The organism is Scytonema sp. HK-05, assembly GCF_963872035.1.
In the GTDB taxonomy this organism is placed as follows: domain Bacteria; phylum Cyanobacteriota; class Cyanobacteriia; order Cyanobacteriales; family Nostocaceae; genus Kalymmatonema.
In genome coordinates this window covers 84,601-103,792 of the sequence record NZ_CAWMYC010000099.1, presented here as the reverse complement: position 1 = coordinate 103,792, position 19,192 = coordinate 84,601, and the positions used below count along the sequence as shown (strand labels likewise).

The window sequence follows — 19,192 nt, the reverse complement described above, 5'->3', positions numbered from 1 at the left end:
AGTTAATAAAAAGCCGCCACTAAACGGCGGGGCTTTAAACCCCATTTTTCGGTAATCATCAAAACTGGAGGACAATCATCACCCAAAATAGCTCGCATCTTGGCGCAACAAGCAAAGCCATCCATTCCTGGCATCATCGCATCTAATAAAACCATGTCTAGTGGTTGTTGCTGACAAATATCTAAACAATGTTGTCCGTTGCACGCCTCGGCAAATCGATATCCTTCCTTCTCCATAGCCCGCTGCAGCACCAAGCGAAAAGCTTTTTCATTATCTACAACAAGAATCAATGGTGGGTTATTCTGAAAGTCGGCATTAGGCATGCTGTCTCCTTGGATGTTGTCATTGCAAAGCAGCTTCTACCTGTTGATACTCTTTCTTAAGCTACTAGCCCAGGGTAGAAATACTGACTTGGAAATGCCCTGACTCCTCTGTTCTATTTCTTTGCATGGTTAAGCAAAAACCATTACTCGAAGCGCTATATAGACGCTCTATTTCTGGTAGTTTTGTTTTTGTCACATTTTTTTATATATATTGATTTATATTTTATATTTCTTAAGGTAGGTTTGTTTTTTCTTTCCTACCTACTTAGCTAAAGCTTTAAAGCAGCCATTTTCCAATTTCTGAAGTACATCCAACAAGAGTGAGAACTCACAACTCACCAATCAGGATGCATTCTGCGTTCTTTCAAAAGGTATTCTATGCAATTGAAACCCGCCATATCTGTTTTTAGAGCAGTCAGTGATTTGTTTAGAATTATTGCATTTCAAATTTCCAAGCCAAGTTTATTTTCTTTTAATGCAAGAATAGGGTAGATACTGTTAGCCTGTGAATTGAGCAAAGCAGCAATTCAACTCTATTACAGGTGTTTCAGACTGTTAACAAAGCTTCACAATTAGTGATTAATCTTTAGTTCTATACCAATTGGTTGACTGGTCAAAAATTAGCAAGGAATTTCTATTTAGGTTCTAAACATTATGCCAATTCAACTTCCCAGCCCCAATATGAAGCATTATCGTAATGAATGGATTGAGGAATGGTGCCTAGAAAATGGCTGGACAGATCTCTTTGAGGAGCGGTGTAACAACTACTGGGCATTTCCTCCAGGAGCAGTTATGCCTGAGCCAATTCCGACTCACACTCTCAAATTGATTAAAGCTCAAAAGGGACTGACATCTCAGGAAAAATTCTGGTCGATATCAGCAGTTCTTGGCACACTTGTAGCTGTCATGTCTACCTATTTGCTCAAATGTCCAATGCCTCTAGTTTTGGCTTTTGCTTTTGATGCAGTGACGGCAGCTCAACTTGAGGTAGAGTAAGCTGAAAGTTGAGTTATTGTGACTAGGGCGTGTTTAAGGTTGGTTGACTTTTGGAAGAGGTACGTGACTGTGGATACGTCCCATTAAATATCTGGGCAAACTGTTCGGCTGTAAAAGACTGTACCAGGTTTAAGTTTAATGGTGCTTGGCTAATAAATTTGGCGTAGGATGCGCTCACATAGGGGCGATATTGCTGTTGATTGATCAAATGAGTTTGGAAGAATACCAAGCTAAGAGCATTGACATAGGAGCGAGCGATCGCCGGATCTGGACCAATTAAACTCGGGGGAACAGGTAAAAGTCCCGTATTAGGATTTATTTTGTCCACAGTAGAGAAATGCGTTCCGTTCTCGATTAAGACAAGGTACTTATTTTGAGTTTGCAGCCAGGTAAACGGACGAATCTGTTCTGGTACAGCTGGCGTAAAAATATCTTGACTACCTCCAACCAGCATCACAGGAACTTGGATTTGGCGAAATCCCTCTTGTCCTAAAATCGTACTACCCAAGGGATTGAGTGCCATCACTGCTTTAATTCTTTGGTCTTGTAGGGGATAGTTATCAGCTTGCAGATCACCAGCTCGGCATTGTAAAAAAACTGATAAATTCAAAGAACGATTGGGATAACAATCCTTACGAATTTGCTCAAAATTAATTGTTGCTCCTGCCGAGGTGAGAACAGTATATCCTCCTAAAGAATGACCAATTGCGCCTACCTGTTGCAAATTCAGTTGTCCTTTAAAGGTGGGGTTAGTTTCAGAAAGACGCTGAAGTTCATCCAAAAGAAACTTGACATCCAGTGGACGATTAATTAACTCTGTAGCTTGTGGTGGACCAGCCAAACCAGCAAAGTATTGCTCAAATTTCTTAGCATCACTCCCAGGATGTTCGAGGACAGCAACTGCAAAGCCATAAGAAGCCAAATGCTGAGCCACGTAAGCAAATGTCTCCCGGTTTTCCGCTACGCCGTGAGAAATCACGATCACGGGGAAAGGAGGCTTTTGGGTATTTTGAGTTTTCGTTACTGTTTGAGGTAGATATAAATCAGCCTCAAAACGCCGACTTCGAGAGTTATCATTGAGAGTCAGGGTTTGTTTTGAGAAGCGAAAAGAACCTGCACGTCGTAAGTCTGGCTGTTTTGAAAAATCCGTGCTTGGCTGATTTGCTGCTTCTGTTTCTGCTATTTGTTTGAGTACAACAACAACTGCATCTCTTTTCTGAAGGAGTTCTGACAAGTTAGCGATAATTCCTTGGGTTTCGCTCAAATTTAGCCTGATAGTTGGGCTAGGATAGCGACGGATTACATTCACAACAGTTAAGCCTTCTGAGTCAGCAGCACCCAAGATGAGCGCAGAACGTAGAGCGTAGAAACCATTTTGTCTAGCTTCTGTAAGTAGCAATTCGCCCAGACGTTTCAGCAAGTTTTCACCAATGGCTGAGTAGCTGAACTGAGAGACTAGGGTGGGGGTAACATTAAACCTTGTCTGGAGGAAGTTTCGCAGTTGTGCCAACTGCTGTGGTGGGACACGATTAGCATAAAAGGAAAATTCTTTAGTAATCTTACCTTCTTTGGCAAACACTTCTAAGGAAGCTGTGGAGATAGAAAACTCACCAAACGGAGGATAGAAGAATTCAATTTCCTCTGCTCCTAGTACCGGAGTTGTCGTGGTAATACTGGAGAGGATTCCGAAGGTGAAAGCACTTAATAATGTTTGTAGCCAACTTTTGCGAGCAGACCAATCTTTTACCACACCTGGTAGGACTTTGGTGTTAACTTTTGTTTGGTTGTGAGGTATTATCATTTGAAAAATTTTACTTGCCCACGTATAGCGGTTCTCAATTGCATGGAGTACATGCTAGGGGCACAAGGCATTGCTTTGTGCCCCTACTTTAACTGTGTTTAAGCCACTGAAAAATTGCACTTGCGATTTTTGATTCTTTTTCTACAATAGTAAAAAAAATATTTCAATATTATTACTTAATTTTATTTATTTTTTAGTATAAAAACATTATTGTTAATTTCCTCAGGTTGATGAAAATTTTAACATAGTAAACGGCATGATTTTTGCTGAAACAGCTTGTTTTGATAGCTTTACTTCATATATGCAGGACTAGACGTTATAAAGGTAATACTTTAACTTATCTTTGAATCAGAAGAACTATTTTCGATTTTTTATATATACAAAAATCGCTCAAGTTGATATACTTCTTCTAAAGCAAATACGTCATAGAGCGTACGTATACAGGTTTGCATCCTAACCCCTAGTACCGCAAGGCGGAAGTCAAAAGTCAAAAGTCAAAAGTCAAAAGTATTATGGAATGAGGTTTTTAGGGATTTTAAATGGTGAACCAGCGCTGCAGGAGGGTTTCCCTCCGTAGGCGACTGGTGAACCCGAAGGGTTGCCCTATTTACGCCGCGTTGTACTAGATTTCGCAAGTATCTCATTTTTTTGTGGAGATACTCGTTTCTACTTGCTTAATTGTGAATAAAGCAAAGTAGTAAACCGCTCACTGTGTAGCGGTTCCGATAACTACAAAACACCCTTGCTCGTTTTGCCCACCTAAAAGAAAACTGCAGCAATCGGCAGCCATGCAACTGCTACTTTCACCCCTTTTACATGGGGACACCAGACAAAGAAGTCTCCAAAGAGGACAGCCTGTAGCTCACGTAGTGCAGATGCGCCCAAGACACGACTTTCTCGTCGCAAGCACGGTTGTTGCAGCTTCGTCACTACCCCTAATTATGTTTGGTATTCTGCCATAGACACTTTCTGTGGTGAGATACGCTTTCACTGTTTACTTACTCCCCTTTTTGCGTGTAAAATTTCCTATTTTCTCTCCCCCTGCTTCTCCTGCTTCCGAAAGCTGCGATCATGGGTAATCTTTGCGTGGAAACGGAGTCGCGCTCCTCAGGTTTGCTTCTACCAAAAGTTGCAGCAGAATTGTTATCCCTGCTGAATTCATCTGAACAAATCTTTAGGAGGACGGATTCATGGAATCATCAAACAACACGACATTCGAGCAGCAAGTTTTTGAACTTACGAACCAAGAACGAGCCAAGAATGGTCTTTCACCTCTGAAAGCAAATGCTGAGTTGAACTTTGCTGCAGACAAATATGCTGAAGAGATGTCAGAACGTCGTGTCTTGAGTCATACAGGACCAGATGGCTCTAAAGCTTGGGATCGAGCAGAGGCAGTTGGCTATGAAGCTCGAATGATGGGAGAGAATATAGCTGCAGGTCAAAGAACACCTGAACAGGTTGTAAAAGGTTGGATGGATAGCCCTGGACACCGAGCTAATATCCTCAGGTCGCAATATACTGATATCGGCGTTGGTTTTTATAACAACTATTGGGTTCAGGACTTTGGTAGTGGTGATACAAACCCGATTAGCAACATACCAGGATCTACATCTAACTCAGAGATTGTAGCCCAATCAGCACCTGCCCCGGAATCTACCTCCACGCTTACAACGACATTGGGCAATATTTTTTCTTCAGATTCTCAACCTACACCTGAATCTGGTTCTGACACCAAAGGAAGTGGTAGTGACATCATAACCAAGCAACCTAATGATTGGCTGCTCAACGGTGGTGTGGACAACAACACGCTCTCAACCGCTCCTAAAGGTGATACTTTCATAGTTGGTGAAGGTGCAAACGCTGACTGGATTAAAAACCTTCAACTGAGCGACGACAAAGGTGTTATCGGTCGTCTCGACACAATCTTTGAGACATTATCAGCGCCTCAAACTCAAATAAGTAACCAAACCCTAACTGAAGATAGGAATAGGGGAACTTTGTTTGCACAAGTACAAGACGTTAATGCTAATTCTTTGATTCCAGCAGGATCAATACCGTTTAGTTACAAAGGTTAGTTACAAGGTTTTCTGTAAGGTAGGCAATGCCCATAAAAGCTTATGTGACGGACATTTGAGATTTTGTGCGGCATTGCCCATACCATTTATGGTCTAATCAGAGCGAAAAGCCCTGTAATACCATTTCACGTTAATCGCGATACATTGAAATTCTGTAAAGACGCGCCATGGCGCGTCTCTACACTACCGATTTGTATCATCCTTTTCGTAAAATGGTATAAGTGATTATCCGAACTTGACATGAGGGTTATTTGTGACAATTCTATGCGTTTAGAGACGTAGCATCCTACGTCTCTACATAGGTCATAAGACTTGGTGGCGGGAAGATATTAACGAAATAACCACACGCGCAACAGTGAAAGCAACTGTTCGATATCTACAGGTTTGGTGATGTAGTCCGATGCACCTGCTTCAATACACTTTTCTCTGTCGCCTTGCATTGCCTTTGCGGTTAGTGCAATAATCGGCAGGGATTTAAATTGATTGTTCTGTCGGATTTGGCGGGTTGTTTCATAACCATCCATTTCTGGCATCATCACATCCATCAACACCACATTAATATCAGGTGTATTTTGCAAAACTTCGATGCCATCTCTCCCATTTTCGGCATATAAGACCTGCATTTGATAACGCTCTAGCATACTTGTGAGGGCAAAGATATTACGCACATCGTCATCTACAATGAGAACTTTTTTACCCGCAAGTACTGAGTCAGTGGAATGCAACTGTTCCAGAATTTCTCGCTTGGGGGCAGGCATATTTGCCTGAACTCTGTGCAGGAACAAGGCTGTTTCATCAAGCAGACGTTCTGGAGAGCGGACATCTTTAATAATAATCGTCTCTGCCAAGCGCCTGAGTTGAGTGTCTTCTGCTCTATTCAATTCTCTGGCAGTGTAGACGATAATTGGTAGTGCTTCACCATTGGGTTGTTGTTTGATTTTTTCGATCAGTTCAAACCCGCTCATGTCGGGCAAACCTAAATCGAGAACGACACAATCAAAATACCCATTTTGTATGGCTTCTAGCGCCTCGGCACCGGTGCGGACAGCAGTGGTGGCAACATCGGTGTTGCCAATCAACTCCACTATGCTGTGCCGTTGATTCTCGTCGTCTTCCACGACGAGTAGATTTTTCACCCGGCGTTCGACGAAACCTTTGATTTTGGTCAATGCTTGATGCAACGCCTCACTACTAACGGGCTTTTGGATATAAGCAATTGCGCCTAGTTGCAATCCGCGCTGTCGTCCCTCCTCAACTGTCATAATATGGACTGGGATATGACGGGTACTTGGATCATGCTTGAGGCGATCCAGCACTGCCCAACCATCCATTCCAGGTAAGCGGATATCCAAGATGATCGCTGAAGGCTGAAATTGTTGTGCCAGCGCTAAACCCGTACTGCCACTGTGGGCGACAATGCCCTTAAATCCTTGTTGTCGCGTCATGTCTAAAAGAATACGGGCAAAATTAACGTCATCTTCGACGATGAGAAGTATGCGATCGCCCTCTTGGATATTGCCTCTGTCATCAAGCAGGGAACTGGTGATTTGGTCGGGTGATATGCTGTTGGGGCTTGTTGTAATAGGAGGTTCGCCAGATGCGGGGCTAGAGTCCACGTTCACGTATGCTTGCGGTGCGCTCAGCGCGAAGCGTGTCTCAAGGGCAGAATAAGGTTGGGGTGTTTTGTGACGAAGTGCCCTGGTGGAGGGCTGTGGTGAAATCCTCTGTCCATCTTCCCATGTTCCCATCTCTTGATCTGAGTGAAGCGACTGGGGTAAGTAAAGTGTAAACGTACTACCTTCCCCAAGACGGCTCGTTAATTTAATTTCTCCACCAAGAAGACGGGTGATTTCGCGGCTAATTGATAAGCCTAACCCCGTACCACCATATTTGCGACTCGTGGTGCCATCAGCTTGTTGAAACGCCTCGAAAATGATCCTTTGCTTTTCAGGGGCAATGCCAATTCCCGTATCGCTGACTGCGAAAGCGATCACAGTTTGAGCGTGGCTCAAAGTTGCGTGATCGGGACTCCACCCTTGTGTTGCCACGAAGATGTGCAAGCGGACTTCTCCACGTTCTGTAAATTTAAAAGCATTGGCAAGCAGATTTTTCAAGACTTGTTGTAAGCGCTTTGCATCTGTGTGGATGCTTCTGGGCAAATTCGGAGCACAGTCAACGGTGAAATTGAGCCCTTTGTCAATAGCGACTTGTCGAAAGGTACGCTCAATGTGTTCTTGCAATTCTGTAAACAGCATCTGGTCTACGTCAATTGACATTGTTCCAGATTCAATTTTTGCTAAATCTAAAATGTCGTTGATCAGCGTTAACAAGTCATTGCCTGCTGAGTAAATCGTACGGCTATACTCGACTTGTTTGGCAGTGAGGTTCTTCTCGACATTATCTGTCAGCAATTTCGCCAAAATCAACAAGCTGTTCAACGGTGTCCGCAATTCGTGGGACATATTTGCGAGAAACTCAGACTTGTATCTTGACGAGAGCGCCAGTTGTTCTGCTTTCTCTTCTAATTCTCGGCTTGCCTTTTCAATTTCTTGATTTTTGCGTTCGACTTCTTTGTTTTGTAAAGCTAATAACTCGGACCTTTCTTCGAGAGAAGCGTTGGTTTCTTGTAACTCTTCTTGCTGTTTCTTCAGTAAATCCTCGGAGGCTTTGAGCGATTGAGCCTGTTGTTCTAGCCGCTTGTTGGTTTCTCGCAGTTCGTTTTGTTGACTTTGTAACTCGTGTGCCAAAGACTGCGACTGTTTAAGTAACTCTTCAGTACGCATACTGGCGGCGATGGTGTTCAACACGATCGCGATACTTTCGGTGAGTTGGTCGAAGAATGACAGATGAATCTCGCTAAAGCGGCGGAATGAAGCGAGTTCAATAACTGCTGTGACTTGTCCTTCAAACAGTACAGGTAACACAACGACATTCAGCGGCGTAAATTCGCCTAAGCCAGAACTAATCTTGATATAGTCGTGCGGGACTTCTGTCAGCAGAATGCGTTCTTTTTCCAAAGCGGATTGTCCCACTAAACCTTCACCCAAGTAGAAGCGGTTGGCAAGATGCCTGCGCTCGCGGTATGCGTAGCTGCTGAGTAACTTCAAATACTGCGTCTCTTCCGCAGAATCCATGATATAGAAGACGCCATGCGAAGCTCCCACTAACGGTGCTAACTCGGAGAGAATCAGTTTAGACACCGTTTCTAGATCACGCTGACCCTGAAGCATTCGGGTAAACTTGGCGAGGTTCGTTTTCAACCAGTCTTGTTCAGTGTTTTTCTGCGTTGTCTCCCGCAGGTTGGCAATCATCTGGTTGATGTTGTCTTTGAGGATGGCGACCTCACCTTCTGCTTCCACGGCAATCGAACGCGTTAAGTCGCCTTTGGTCACAGCCGTTGCCACCTCGGCGATCGCCCGCAACTGAGTGGTGAGGGTAGCAGCCAGTTCGTTGACGTTGTCGGTCAAATCTTTCCAAGTTCCCGCCGCCCCTGGCACTTTGGCTTGTCCACCCAACTTACCTTCAATACCCACCTCACGCGCCACGGTGGTGACTTGGTTGGCAAACGTCGCCAGCGTGTCAATCATTTCGTTGATTGTTTCTGCCAAAGTTTCAATTTCTCCTTTGGCATCCAGCATCAGTTTCCGCTTCAAGTCACCGTTAGCAACTGCCGTCACCACTTTGGCAATGCCTCGCACTTGTGCCGTCAAGTTCCCTGCCATCGAGTTCACGTTGTCGGTCAAATCTTTCCAAGTCCCAGCTACACCTTGCACTTGGGCTTGTCCGCCCAATTTACCTTCGGTTCCCACCTCACGGGCAACTCGCGTCACCTCTGATGCAAAGGAACTCAGCTGATCCACCATTGTATTAATGGTGTTCTTAAGTTCCAGAATTTCGCCTTTGACATCAACGGTGATTTTCTTCGATAAGTCACCTGTTGCCACTGCCTTTGTCACTTCGGCAATGTTCCGCAGTTGTGCCGTCAAGTTACCTGCCATCAAGTTGAAGTTGTCGGTCAAATCTTTCCACGTACCGGCAACACCTCTGACATAAGCTTGCACACCTAACTTACCTTCGGTTCCCACCTCACGGGCAACTCGCGTCACCTCGGATGCAAACGAGTTGAGTTGGTCCACCATCGTATTGATAGTGTTCTTCAACTCCAAAATTTCACCTTTGACATCAACAGTAATTTTCTTAGAAAGGTCGCCGTTTGCCACCGCCGTTGTGACTTCGGCAATGTTCCGCACCTGTGCCGTCAACGAACCCGCCATCGAATTCACGCTGTCGGTTAAGTCCTTCCAAGTTCCCGCAACTCCCCGAACTTCCGCTTGCACGCCCAGCTTACCTTCGGTTCCCACTTCACGGGCAACTCGCGTCACCTCAGAAGCAAACGAGTTTAGCTGATCCACCATTGTATTTATGGTGTTCTTGAGTTCCAAAATTTCGCCTTTGACATCAACGGTGATTTTCTTAGAAAGGTCGCCAGTTGCCACCGCCGTGGTGACTGTGGCAATGTTCCGCACCTGTGCCGTCAACGAACCCGCCATGAAGTTCACGCTGTCGGTCAAATCTTTCCAAGTTCCGGCAACACCGCGCACATCCGCTTGTACACCCAGCTTACCTTCAGAACCCACTTCACGGGCAACCCGCGTCACCTCCGATGCAAAGGAGTTGAGTTGATCCACCATGATATTGATGGTGTTTTTCAACTCCAAAATTTCCCCTTTGACTTGCACAGTGATTTTCTTAGAAAGGTCACCGTTGGCGATCGCTGTCGTCACGTCGGCAATGTTTCGCACCTGCGCCGTCAAGGAACCCGCCATGAAGTTAACCGAGTCAGTCAAGTCCTTCCAAGTTCCGGCAACGCCTTTCACATCGGCTTGTACACCCAGCTTGCCTTCAGAACCCACCTCACGGGCGACTCGTGTTACCTCGCTGGCGAAGGAACTCAGTTGATCCACCATTGTATTAATGGTGTTTTTCAACTCCAAAATTTCGCCTTTGACATCAACAGTAATTTTCTTCGAGAGGTCACCATTTGCCACCGCCGTCGTCACTTCCGCGATGTTCCGCACTTGTGAAGTCAACGAACCCGCCATCAAGTTCACGTTATCGGTCAAGTCCTTCCAAGTCCCCGCCACACCTCGTACTTCTGCTTGTACGCCCAGCTTACCTTCGGTGCCAACTTCACGGGCTACCCGCGTCACCTCCGAGGCGAAGGAGTTGAGTTGATCCACCATCGTATTAATAGTGTTCTTCAACTCCAGAATTTCGCCTTTGACATCAACAGTAATTTTCTTCGAGAGGTCACCTGTTGCCACCGCCGTCGTCACTTCCGCGATATTCCGCACCTGCGCTGTCAAGGAACCCGCCATGAAATTTACACTGTCCGTCAAGTCCTTCCAAGTTCCCGCAACACCCCGGACTTCCGCTTGACCGCCAAGTTTACCATCTGCACCCACCTCACGGGCAACTCGCGTCACCTCCGATGCGAAGGAGTTGAGCTGATCCACCATGATGTTCACGGTGTTCTTCAACTCCCAAATCTCACCTCTAACATCAACAGTAATTTTCTTAGAGAGGTCACCATTGGCGATCGCTGTGGTCACTTCAGCAATATTCCGCACCTGTGCCGTCAAGGAACCTGCCATCAAGTTCACGTTATCCGTCAAGTCCTTCCAAGTTCCGGCAACGCCTCGCACTTCTGCTTGTACGCCCAGCTTACCTTCGGTTCCCACTTCACGGGCAACCCGCGTCACCTCTGATGCAAAGGAATTGAGCTGATCCACCATTGTATTAATAGTGTTTTTCAACTCCAAAATTTCGCCTTTCACATCTACGGTGATTTTCTTCGATAAGTCACCGTTTGCCACCGCCGTTGTTACTTCAGCGATGTTCCGCACCTGTGCCGTCAAAGAACCTGCCATGAAATTCACACTGTCGGTCAAATCCTTCCAAGTCCCCGCAACACCCCGTACTTCCGCTTGACCGCCTAGTTTACCATCTGCACCTACCTCACGGGCGACCCGCGTCACTTCCGATGCGAAGGAGTTGAGCTGATCCACCATGATGTTAACGGTGTTCTTCAACTCCAGAATTTCGCCTTTGACATCAACAGTAATTTTCTTGGAAAGGTCGCCATTTGCCACTGCTGTCGTTACTTCGGCAATGTTGCGCAATTGTGCCGTCAAGTTCCCCGCCATCAAGTTGACGCTGTCGGTCAAATCCTTCCAAGTTCCCGCAACACCACTCACTTCTGCTTGTACGCCCAGTTTGCCTTCGGTTCCCACCCCACGGGCAACCCGTGTGACTTCTGATGCAAAGGAATTAAGTTGATCCACCATTGTGTTGATGGTGTTTTTCAACTCCAGAATTTCACCGTTAACATTAACAGTAATTTTCTTAGAAAGGTCGCCGTTTGCCACTGCTGTCGTCACTTCCGCAATATTGCGAACTTGTGCCGTCAAATTCCCCGCCATCAAGTTGACGTTGTCAGTCAAATCCTTCCAAGTTCCCGCAACACCCCGAACTTCCGCTTGTACGCCCAGTTTGCCTTCGGTTCCCACCTCTCGGGCGACTCGTGTCACCTCAGATGCAAACGAGTTCAACTGCCCCACCATCGTATTGACCATTTGGGCAGTTTGCAGAAATTCCCCTTTCAAGGGTCTACCTTCAATTTCTGGTGCGATCGTTTGAGATAAGTCACCATTCGCCACAGCCCGGATCACACGCGCTGTTTCCGCTGTCGGCTGGACTAAATCTGTCACTAGGGTGTTGACAGAATCAACACAATCTGACCAAGAACCTTGAACTTTTCCTAGAGAGGCACGTTCGCTGATTTTGCCGTCTTTCCCAACAACATTACTAATTCGCTGTAGCTCTTCTGTCAGCCGTTCATTTTGTTCAATAATATCGTTGAGCGTATCAGCGATTTTTCCTGCCATGCCTGTTTGATCTAAGGGCATACGGGCAGAAAAGTCTCCTTTTTTGACGGCTGCCAGCGTTTTCAATAGCTGTCTTAAATCCAGATTATCGGTTTCTCTCGTTAACTGTTCAGTCGGCATGGCGGCGGGGCTTTAATATCTATATTAATTATTATCAATTAATTTTCTCTGCTACTGCTTGCTATCAGTTCCAATTGCGTTCTTTGACACAAAAGATACACCAATATATTCCGCAAGAAGAAACTTTGCGATTCGACAGCTAGCTGTACAAGAGATGCAGTATAAACTATAACGAATTTAAAACACCTTGATAAAGATAGATTCTAGAAATCTATCCCGAGTATGAAAAGTCTTTTTTTTGAGAATACTCCCTAATTTTTCAGTTCCACTGAGGCGATCTGCGCTTCGCAGCAGCGCTTCGCTATCGCCCGGATACGTAATTACATGACTGCTTGCTATGTAGTAGATGTGACCAGACTTATTACTTTAGAAGCAATTCGCGGCGTTGAAGCTCATAACTTTGGATTTTGGGATGCTCAAATTTGGGCTACTGCGAGGCTGAATCAAATTTCAGAGGTTTACAGTGAGGATTTCAATTCCGGTGCAATGATAGAGGGTGTACAGTTTACTAATCCTCTCACAAATTAGGTGTAGGTTGGATGGAACGATAGCGAAACTCAACAAATAATAGAGTGCTTGCAAAAGTATATGGGAGCATCCCAATGCGTGCAAAAACAATGGTAATGGGAGCATCTTGCTCCCTACTTTAATTGAAAGCGGGCAAGATGCCCGCACTACAAAATAAAATAAATTTACACATTTGGGATGCTCCCAAGTATATGGATATTTAGAACCGCAGAACTACGCAGATAAACGCAGATAAATTATCTGTGTCCATCTGTGTCCATCTGTGGTTTTTTTACAAAATAGTCTTTTGCAAGAGACACCATGAACTACCCACCATTACCAAACCTAATTCTTGAGTTTAGTCCAACGCCAAGCCAGCCAGCCAAAAAGCAAGGTAGCAGCAAAACTCCAAAACAACGATGTCACTATGAGATGCGGCGGTTTGTTAAAAGATATTGTGATTGGTTTGTCAATGTGTTGCGTGACAACGCCAGAGACGATCGCCCCTGCACCCAATCCGACACCGACGATTTGGATAGTGTTTTCTAAAGAGCGATCGCGTTCGGCTTGTTCTATTTCTACTATCCCGCGAATTGAGGATATAGCTTGCTCTAACAACGTAGAACCGTGACGGAAATATCCCAAATCAGCTTGAATTTGTTTTTGGAAAAAAGGAGAATTGTCCTGGCTGAAAGCTTTTAAAAGCGCCAAGTCAGCATTTTGGATTATACCACTTATTTGTTGCAATTTTTCGGAATAATTAGACTCATTTATGGCGATTGTATTTTGATAATCTTCTAAATTTCGCAGCAAACGAGTATACTTCAAGGCTAATTGCGGTAATTCTTTCAACTTGTTTTTCAAGTCTTTTAATTCGTTTGTTGTCACCTCATCGTTTTCATCTTTCTTGGGCAAGTTATCAATTGCGTCTTCTATCTCTTTATAGGCTGAAGCAACATCGTGATAAGTAATGCGACTATCTTGATAAGCTTTGATAATTTTGGTGCGAAAGAAGAACAAGTCTAACAATTCTTGATAACATAGATTTAAATTCTCATCTGCCTTGCTATCGCGGAATAACCAGATGAGGACGTGTTGATAGTGAGTTAACTGGCTAAACAAGCCATATTCAAAAATCGGACTTCCAAATAACTCTCCTTGACGATGAAAAGGCGGACGTTGAGATGCATTAGGAAAAACTGCTTCCAGACACTCTTGAGCAATTTTATGGAGATTTTTTTCATCTTTAGCGCCTGTTAGCCAAGCGGTTATTAATAAAGTTTGTCCGAGAAAGAATTTGTTCTTTTCTAAGGTGAAACAATTATTTGGATTTAACTTGCTTAAGAAAGCAATATTGACATCTTCCGTTGGTGTACCATCATCTTCTTTTTCTGGACGACGTAAATTGAGCCACAAAGCGTAGCTATCAGAAAGTCGTAAGGGATGAGCAAAGCCTTTAATGACGACTTGTTGCTTGTCATCTAGCGAGATTTTACCCTCTACATCTACAGCATAATTATCATCTTTGACTTCTAAGTCTTTGAGCAAATCAACGCGCAAACTGTCCGGTTCTTTGTGAATATCTATGCGCCGACTCAGATGTAAATCTTGATGTAAAGTGGAGTGGACTATTTTATCAGCATTTTGCCACAGTTGAATATCATCAGCTTGCACAGAAGTGGGATCTATATTTGCACCTTTGTAAAGCTGAAAAGCGAAGAGGTGAATATTAGGAGCATAGATTTTCATGTAAGGTTTTGGTACTCAGTTTTTGATATTTTCTCCCTTCTCATTCCCTTCTCGTTCCCTTCTCGTTCCCATGCTCTGCATGGGAATGCATTCTGTGAGGCTTTGCCTCCAGTTTATCAGTTTTGAGGCAGAGCCTCAAACCATGCGTTCCCAGCCGGAGGCTAGGAACGAGAAGCCGGAGAAAGCCGGAGGCTAGGAACGAGAAGCAGGAGGCTGGGAACGAGGAACGAGAAACTCTATTTTTGCTCATCTCCCTTCTTTCTTTCTTGTAATTTTTGCACTTCCTCTTGCAAAACTCGGTAACGATTTTCCAGAGTATTTTCTTGACTTTGCGGTTTCGTCTTCGCCACTTTACTAATTTCTCGTTCTTCAACCAGCATGGCATCTATCACAGATTTATGATTTTTGTACCACTGACGAATCACTTCTGCAATTGCTTCTGAGGTAAGATTTTCTATCGCAGCAAGATTTTTTTGCAGTGTCGGTAAATCGGCGATCGCATCGTCAGAAAACACATAATCTTGTTCTCTCACGACTTGGGTAAAGGCTTCGATAATCTTATCTGGTTCCATAGTTTTTACCTGTTTGAGATTTTGGATTATTTTTCTCGGTTGTATCCTTCATACAACCTGATTATGAATAAGGAAATACTCCCCCTCTCTGCTAGCGGAGAGGGGGTTGGGGGGTGAGGTTATTCTCCTATTGCACAAAAAGCTGCCCAAAAACCCGCCTGTTCAAATGGTTTATGTTCTGGCTTATATTCTTTTAATCTCTCTTTGACTTTCTGTTTTTGTTGAGCATTCATATCTGTTTTAGTATCAATCCATTGCAGTAACTCTTCTTGCGTGACTCGACGAAACCACTGCTGTGCAGAGTTAAGAGCAATTGGCACATTGTGAGTTACTGTTTGCAAGTTTTCATAAAATTTAATCATTAATAAAGCGGTGGAAAAGTCATCGACAGCCCATAAACTACTGACAATACTGGCTGCACCGGCGCGGATAAACCCACTGGGTAAACCAATATATTCATCGCTGGTATTGAAACCGTCAACTAAGCCTGTTTCGCAAGCGGAAAGCGTCACAAGACGACAGTTAGGTAAATTTAATTGAAAGATATCTTCTAGAGTAAGGCACTTTTTTAAATCAATTCCGGCGTCTTCAGAAACTCGCAAATAGCGGGAGATTTCTGCATCTGCTGGGAGAGGAGAAATCTCAGAAGCTGCTAACTGTAAAGCGGATTTTTCAGGAAGGTTAAAATTGAAGTAGCCGTGACAAGAAAAATGCAGCCAGTTTGCATCGCGGAAATATTCGGCGGTTGTTGGTTCTGTCAAAGCTTGTGCTGTTGCTTCACTTTTTTTCAGGATTTGGCGTGGGTGAAATGCAGCAGCAATTGTCTCGACTTCGATGTCGGTGAATTCTAAATTATCTGTCGGGTTTTGAATCGCGAATAGGTGACTGTTCAAAACCTCACCCCCTCCCCTCTCCTTAGTAAGGAGAGGGGTGCCCGTCAGGGCGGGGTGAGGTAATTTAGTATGAGATAATGTTTTGGCTTTGTTTTGCGTCACGCGCCAAAGTTGACAACTGGGGGCGTATCCTACTCCCTGGGGGAATAATTCCAGGAGACACGATTCCTGTATGGGTAAAGCATGGAGAGGGAGAAGGTGCAGGTAACGATGGGGTATTAAAATAACTTTCTTGCACTCTTGTGGAACAACAGAAAGAATTTCTTGTATATGTAAAATCTCAGCGAGTTGGCTGAGTTTATCATTCAGGCAATATCGCCAGTGCTTTTTGTTATCAGAGTAAAGCTGGAGATATTCATCTCTCCAATTCTGCAACTTTTTTAAATCTTGAGGTTCCGACTGCCAAATTTCTGGTTGCTCTTTGTGGCGGGTGATGATGAAAGCGCGAAAACAATTGCCAAAGATATAGAATTGAATGATCGCAGTTTCCTTATCTAGCAGGTTGTAAATTTCGTCATAGCGGATAGGGTTTAAGCCGATAATTTTTGTGATCAGTTGTTCTCGCGTTTGACGCAACTTATTCAGCAAGGCATGATCGCTATCTTGGAGATAAGATTTTTCTGCTTGTTCTACACGGCGCTTTTCTTCTTCGATGTTTTGCTGTAGCTGTTGGAATTGATTTTTCAATTCTTCAGAAATTGCGAGTTTGGGGTACAAGTCAGGGGTGAACAGCAGTTCCACCAAGTTACGGGTTTTGCTACGCTCAATATATTCGATTGCTTCGCTATATTTTTTCAACTCCAGACAAACTTCTACCATGCGGCGATAAAGACTGTTCCATTCTTCTGCTTGTTTGCGTTTGCTTTCATCGCCAGAAACAATTTCCCCCCGCAACAACTCCGCTGTTTCAATAGCAGATTTAAAAGTTGTGTAAGCGTCAGTGAAGCGTTGTACGTCTTGGTAAGCAATACCCAGGTTGAATGATGTGTCAGCATGGTTTTGCGGGAAGGCGTCTTTGGTTCTAACGGACAAAGCATTCGTGTAAGAAGCGATCGCCATTTCTATATTCTGTGCTTTCTCCCCCAATATTCTGTCAGAGTAAGCAAGCCCCAGATTATTTTGCGTCATCGCCCAATCTTGGGGAAACGCTTGGCGGGTGTAAACGGACAAAGCATTTGTGTAACAAGCGATCGCCATTTCTATATTCTGTGCTTTCTCCCCCAATATTCTGTCAGCGTAAGCAGTCGCCAGATTATTTTGCGTTGTCGCCCAATCTTGGGGAAACGCTTGGCGGGTTCTAACGGACAAAGCATTTGTGTAAGATGCGATCGCCATTTCTATATTCTGTGCTTTCTCCCCCAATATTCTGTCAGCGTAAGCAATCGCCAGATTATTTTGCGTTGTCGCCCAATCTTGGGGAAACGCTTGGCGGGTTCTTACGGACAAAGCATTCGTGTAAGAAGCGATCGCCATTTCTATATTCTGTGCTTTCTCCCCCAATATTCTGTTACGGTAAGCAGCCGCCAGATTATTTTGCGTCATCGCCCAATCTTGGGGAAACGCTTCGCGGGTGTAAACGGACAAAGCATTCGTGTAAGAAGCGATCGCCATTTCTATATTCTGTGCTTTCTCCCCCAATATTCTGTTACGGTAAGCAGCCCCCAGATTATTTTGCGTCATCGCCCATTGTTGGGGAAACGCTTGGCGGGTTCTAACGGACAAAGCATTCGTGTAAGAAGCGATCGCCAATTCTATATTCTGTGCTTTCTCCCCCAATATTCTGTCACCGTAAGCATTCCCCAGATTATTTTGCGTCATCGCCCATTGTTGGGGAAACGCTTGGCGGGTTCTAACGGACAAAGCATTCGTGTAAGAAGCGATCGCCAATTCTATATTCTGTGCTTTCTCCCCCAATATTCTGTTACGGTAAGCATTCCCCAGATTATTTTGCGTCATCGCCCATTGTTGGGGAAACGCTTCGCGGGTGTAAACGGACAAAGCATTCGTGTAAGAAGCGATCGCCAATTCTATATTCTGTGCTTTCTCCCCCAATATTCTGTTACGGTAAGCAATCGCCAGATTATTTTGCGTCATCGCCCAATCTTGGGGAAACGCTTCGCGGGTGTAAACGGACAAAGCATTCGTGTAAGATGCGATCGCCAATTCTATATTCTGTGCTTTCTCCCCCAATATTCTGTCAGCGTAAGCAAGCCCCAGATTATTTTGCGTCATCGCCCAATCTTGGGGAAAGGCGTCGCGGGTGTAAACGGACAAAGCATTCGTGTAAGATGCGATCGCCAATTCTATATTCTGTGCTTTCTCCCCCAATATTCTGTCAGCGTAAGCAGTCGCCAGATTATTTTGCGTACTCGCCCATTGTTGGGGAAACGCTTGGCGGGTGAACACGGTTAACACGACTTCATAACCAGCAATAGCAATTTCCATGTTGCTGGCTTTGTCACCCAAGGGGAATTGCTGAATGAGATTACTAAAATTGCCAATATCTCCAGCGATGGATGGTGCTTCATCTGTCTCAACTTCCGCCAGCTTACTTGTCGCCCAACGCCGCAAGACTTCTGCTAAATTACGATTGAGATATTTTGTGTTTTCTACCAGCAACGGGTAAATTACCTGCGCATCACCTTCGCTTTCTGCTGTTGCTTGCAGTACCTCCATCAAAAATTGCAGATAGGCTTGTAACCCATCTCCATCAGCGGTAAGGGGAGAATTCTCCCCCCTCTCTGCTTGCGGAGAGGGGGGTTGGGGGGTGAGGTTCAACGCTTCCCTCAACTGATTTGCCAGATTTCTCAACCAATTTCCTATTCCCCACATTTTCATACCCCCTGCAGTGAGAAATTCTCCGCCACAGCTTCCAGCATGAGCAAGAATTCAGCATCAAGTAAATCTTGGTTAGCCTGTAAAACCTCTGGTTCTTCCCCACTCGGACAATTCAGCAGTCTTTCAATCAAGTCGAGATAGGCTTGCTGGCGCTGTTCGTTCATCAGTAGGCGCGGGTGTGAGATATCAATATTATGATGCTTCAACAGTATTGCCCGCAATTACGGAAATATACGCCTGTTGCATTCATGACTTACACCTCACTCCGCCCTTACAGACACCTCTGTTCCAAATTGGGAGACGGGACGAGGGCATAGGTGTCTAAGGCAAGAACCTTGTCATTAAGTTACATCACGGCTTTATGCTTACCA

Annotated in this window: 11 protein-coding genes; 3 read left to right on the top strand and 8 right to left on the bottom strand. The window is 44.7% G+C overall.

Features of this window, described 5'->3' with window-relative positions:
* Window positions 1-2: 2 nt before the first annotated feature.
* Window positions 3-323 carry a response regulator gene (locus tag AACT52_RS16755; protein ID WP_083630368.1) on the bottom strand — a complete coding sequence of 107 codons (321 nt, stop codon included), beginning with the start codon at window positions 321-323 and terminating at the stop codon, window positions 3-5.
* 681 nt (window positions 324-1,004) lie between these two features.
* Between AACT52_RS16755 and AACT52_RS16750 the strand changes: the two genes are divergently transcribed.
* Window positions 1,005-1,319, top strand: coding sequence for a hypothetical protein (locus tag AACT52_RS16750; protein WP_073632440.1), 315 nt, complete (start codon window positions 1,005-1,007; stop codon window positions 1,317-1,319).
* Between the two features lie 22 nt (window positions 1,320-1,341).
* Here AACT52_RS16750 and AACT52_RS16745 read toward each other — a convergent pair whose 3' ends face one another.
* Both AACT52_RS16745 and AACT52_RS16740 read right to left on the bottom strand, forming a co-directional pair.
* On the bottom strand, window positions 1,342-3,120 hold the full coding sequence (locus tag AACT52_RS16745) for an alpha/beta hydrolase (protein ID WP_083630366.1): 1,779 nt from the start codon (window positions 3,118-3,120) through the stop codon (window positions 1,342-1,344).
* A gap of 759 nt (window positions 3,121-3,879) precedes the next feature.
* Complete coding sequence (locus AACT52_RS16740; protein ID WP_158054665.1) at window positions 3,880-4,050, bottom strand: hypothetical protein; 171 nt, start codon at window positions 4,048-4,050, stop codon at window positions 3,880-3,882.
* 260 nt (window positions 4,051-4,310) lie between these two features.
* Here AACT52_RS16740 and AACT52_RS16735 point away from each other — a divergent pair, with 260 nt between their 5' ends.
* Window positions 4,311-5,195: a CAP domain-containing protein gene (locus AACT52_RS16735; RefSeq protein WP_083630364.1), complete on the top strand. Its 885-nt coding sequence runs from the start codon at window positions 4,311-4,313 to the stop codon at window positions 5,193-5,195.
* 329 nt (window positions 5,196-5,524) lie between these two features.
* Here AACT52_RS16735 and AACT52_RS16730 read toward each other — a convergent pair whose 3' ends face one another.
* A complete protein-coding gene (locus AACT52_RS16730) occupies window positions 5,525-12,262 on the bottom strand; it encodes a HAMP domain-containing protein (protein WP_073632419.1) in 6,738 nt (2,245 codons plus the stop codon).
* Between the two features lie 324 nt (window positions 12,263-12,586).
* Here AACT52_RS16730 and AACT52_RS16725 point away from each other — a divergent pair, with 324 nt between their 5' ends.
* On the top strand, window positions 12,587-12,790 hold the full coding sequence (locus AACT52_RS16725; RefSeq protein ID WP_233153973.1) for a hypothetical protein: 204 nt from the start codon (window positions 12,587-12,589) through the stop codon (window positions 12,788-12,790).
* Between the two features lie 324 nt (window positions 12,791-13,114).
* Here AACT52_RS16725 and AACT52_RS16720 read toward each other — a convergent pair whose 3' ends face one another.
* From AACT52_RS16720 to AACT52_RS16705, 4 genes are all read right to left on the bottom strand, one after another.
* Entirely contained in the window at window positions 13,115-14,518 is a 1,404-nt protein-coding gene (locus AACT52_RS16720; RefSeq protein WP_073632417.1) for a hypothetical protein, read from the bottom strand.
* A gap of 236 nt (window positions 14,519-14,754) precedes the next feature.
* Entirely contained in the window at window positions 14,755-15,090 is a 336-nt protein-coding gene (locus AACT52_RS16715; RefSeq protein ID WP_073632415.1) for a hypothetical protein, read from the bottom strand.
* A gap of 119 nt (window positions 15,091-15,209) precedes the next feature.
* Window positions 15,210-18,821: a CHAT domain-containing protein gene (locus AACT52_RS41395; protein WP_143172810.1), complete on the bottom strand. Its 3,612-nt coding sequence runs from the start codon at window positions 18,819-18,821 to the stop codon at window positions 15,210-15,212.
* Complete coding sequence (locus AACT52_RS16705; protein ID WP_233153972.1) at window positions 18,818-18,985, bottom strand: hypothetical protein; 168 nt, start codon at window positions 18,983-18,985, stop codon at window positions 18,818-18,820. The genes AACT52_RS41395 and AACT52_RS16705 overlap by 4 nt, the downstream gene beginning before the upstream one ends.
* Window positions 18,986-19,192 lie beyond the last annotated feature (207 nt).

What these genes read in the sequence shown, in the direction of transcription:
- AACT52_RS16735 (WP_083630364.1), top strand. Translation starts at nt 4,311, where the DNA reads ATGGAATCATCAAACAACACGACATTCGAGCAGCAAGTTTTTGAACTT.
- AACT52_RS16715 (WP_073632415.1), bottom strand. Translation starts at nt 15,090, where the DNA reads ATGGAACCAGATAAGATTATCGAAGCCTTTACCCAAGTCGTGAGAGAA.
- AACT52_RS16750 (WP_073632440.1), top strand. Translation starts at nt 1,005, where the DNA reads ATGAAGCATTATCGTAATGAATGGATTGAGGAATGGTGCCTAGAAAAT.
- AACT52_RS16745 (WP_083630366.1), bottom strand. Translation starts at nt 3,120, where the DNA reads ATGATAATACCTCACAACCAAACAAAAGTTAACACCAAAGTCCTACCA.
- AACT52_RS16705 (WP_233153972.1), bottom strand. Translation starts at nt 18,985, where the DNA reads ATGAACGAACAGCGCCAGCAAGCCTATCTCGACTTGATTGAAAGACTG.
- AACT52_RS16730 (WP_073632419.1), bottom strand. Translation starts at nt 12,262, where the DNA reads ATGCCGACTGAACAGTTAACGAGAGAAACCGATAATCTGGATTTAAGA.
- AACT52_RS16720 (WP_073632417.1), bottom strand. Translation starts at nt 14,518, where the DNA reads ATGAAAATCTATGCTCCTAATATTCACCTCTTCGCTTTTCAGCTTTAC.
- AACT52_RS41395 (WP_143172810.1), bottom strand. Translation starts at nt 18,821, where the DNA reads ATGAAAATGTGGGGAATAGGAAATTGGTTGAGAAATCTGGCAAATCAG.
- AACT52_RS16755 (WP_083630368.1), bottom strand. Translation starts at nt 323, where the DNA reads ATGCCTAATGCCGACTTTCAGAATAACCCACCATTGATTCTTGTTGTA.
- AACT52_RS16725 (WP_233153973.1), top strand. Translation starts at nt 12,587, where the DNA reads ATGACTGCTTGCTATGTAGTAGATGTGACCAGACTTATTACTTTAGAA.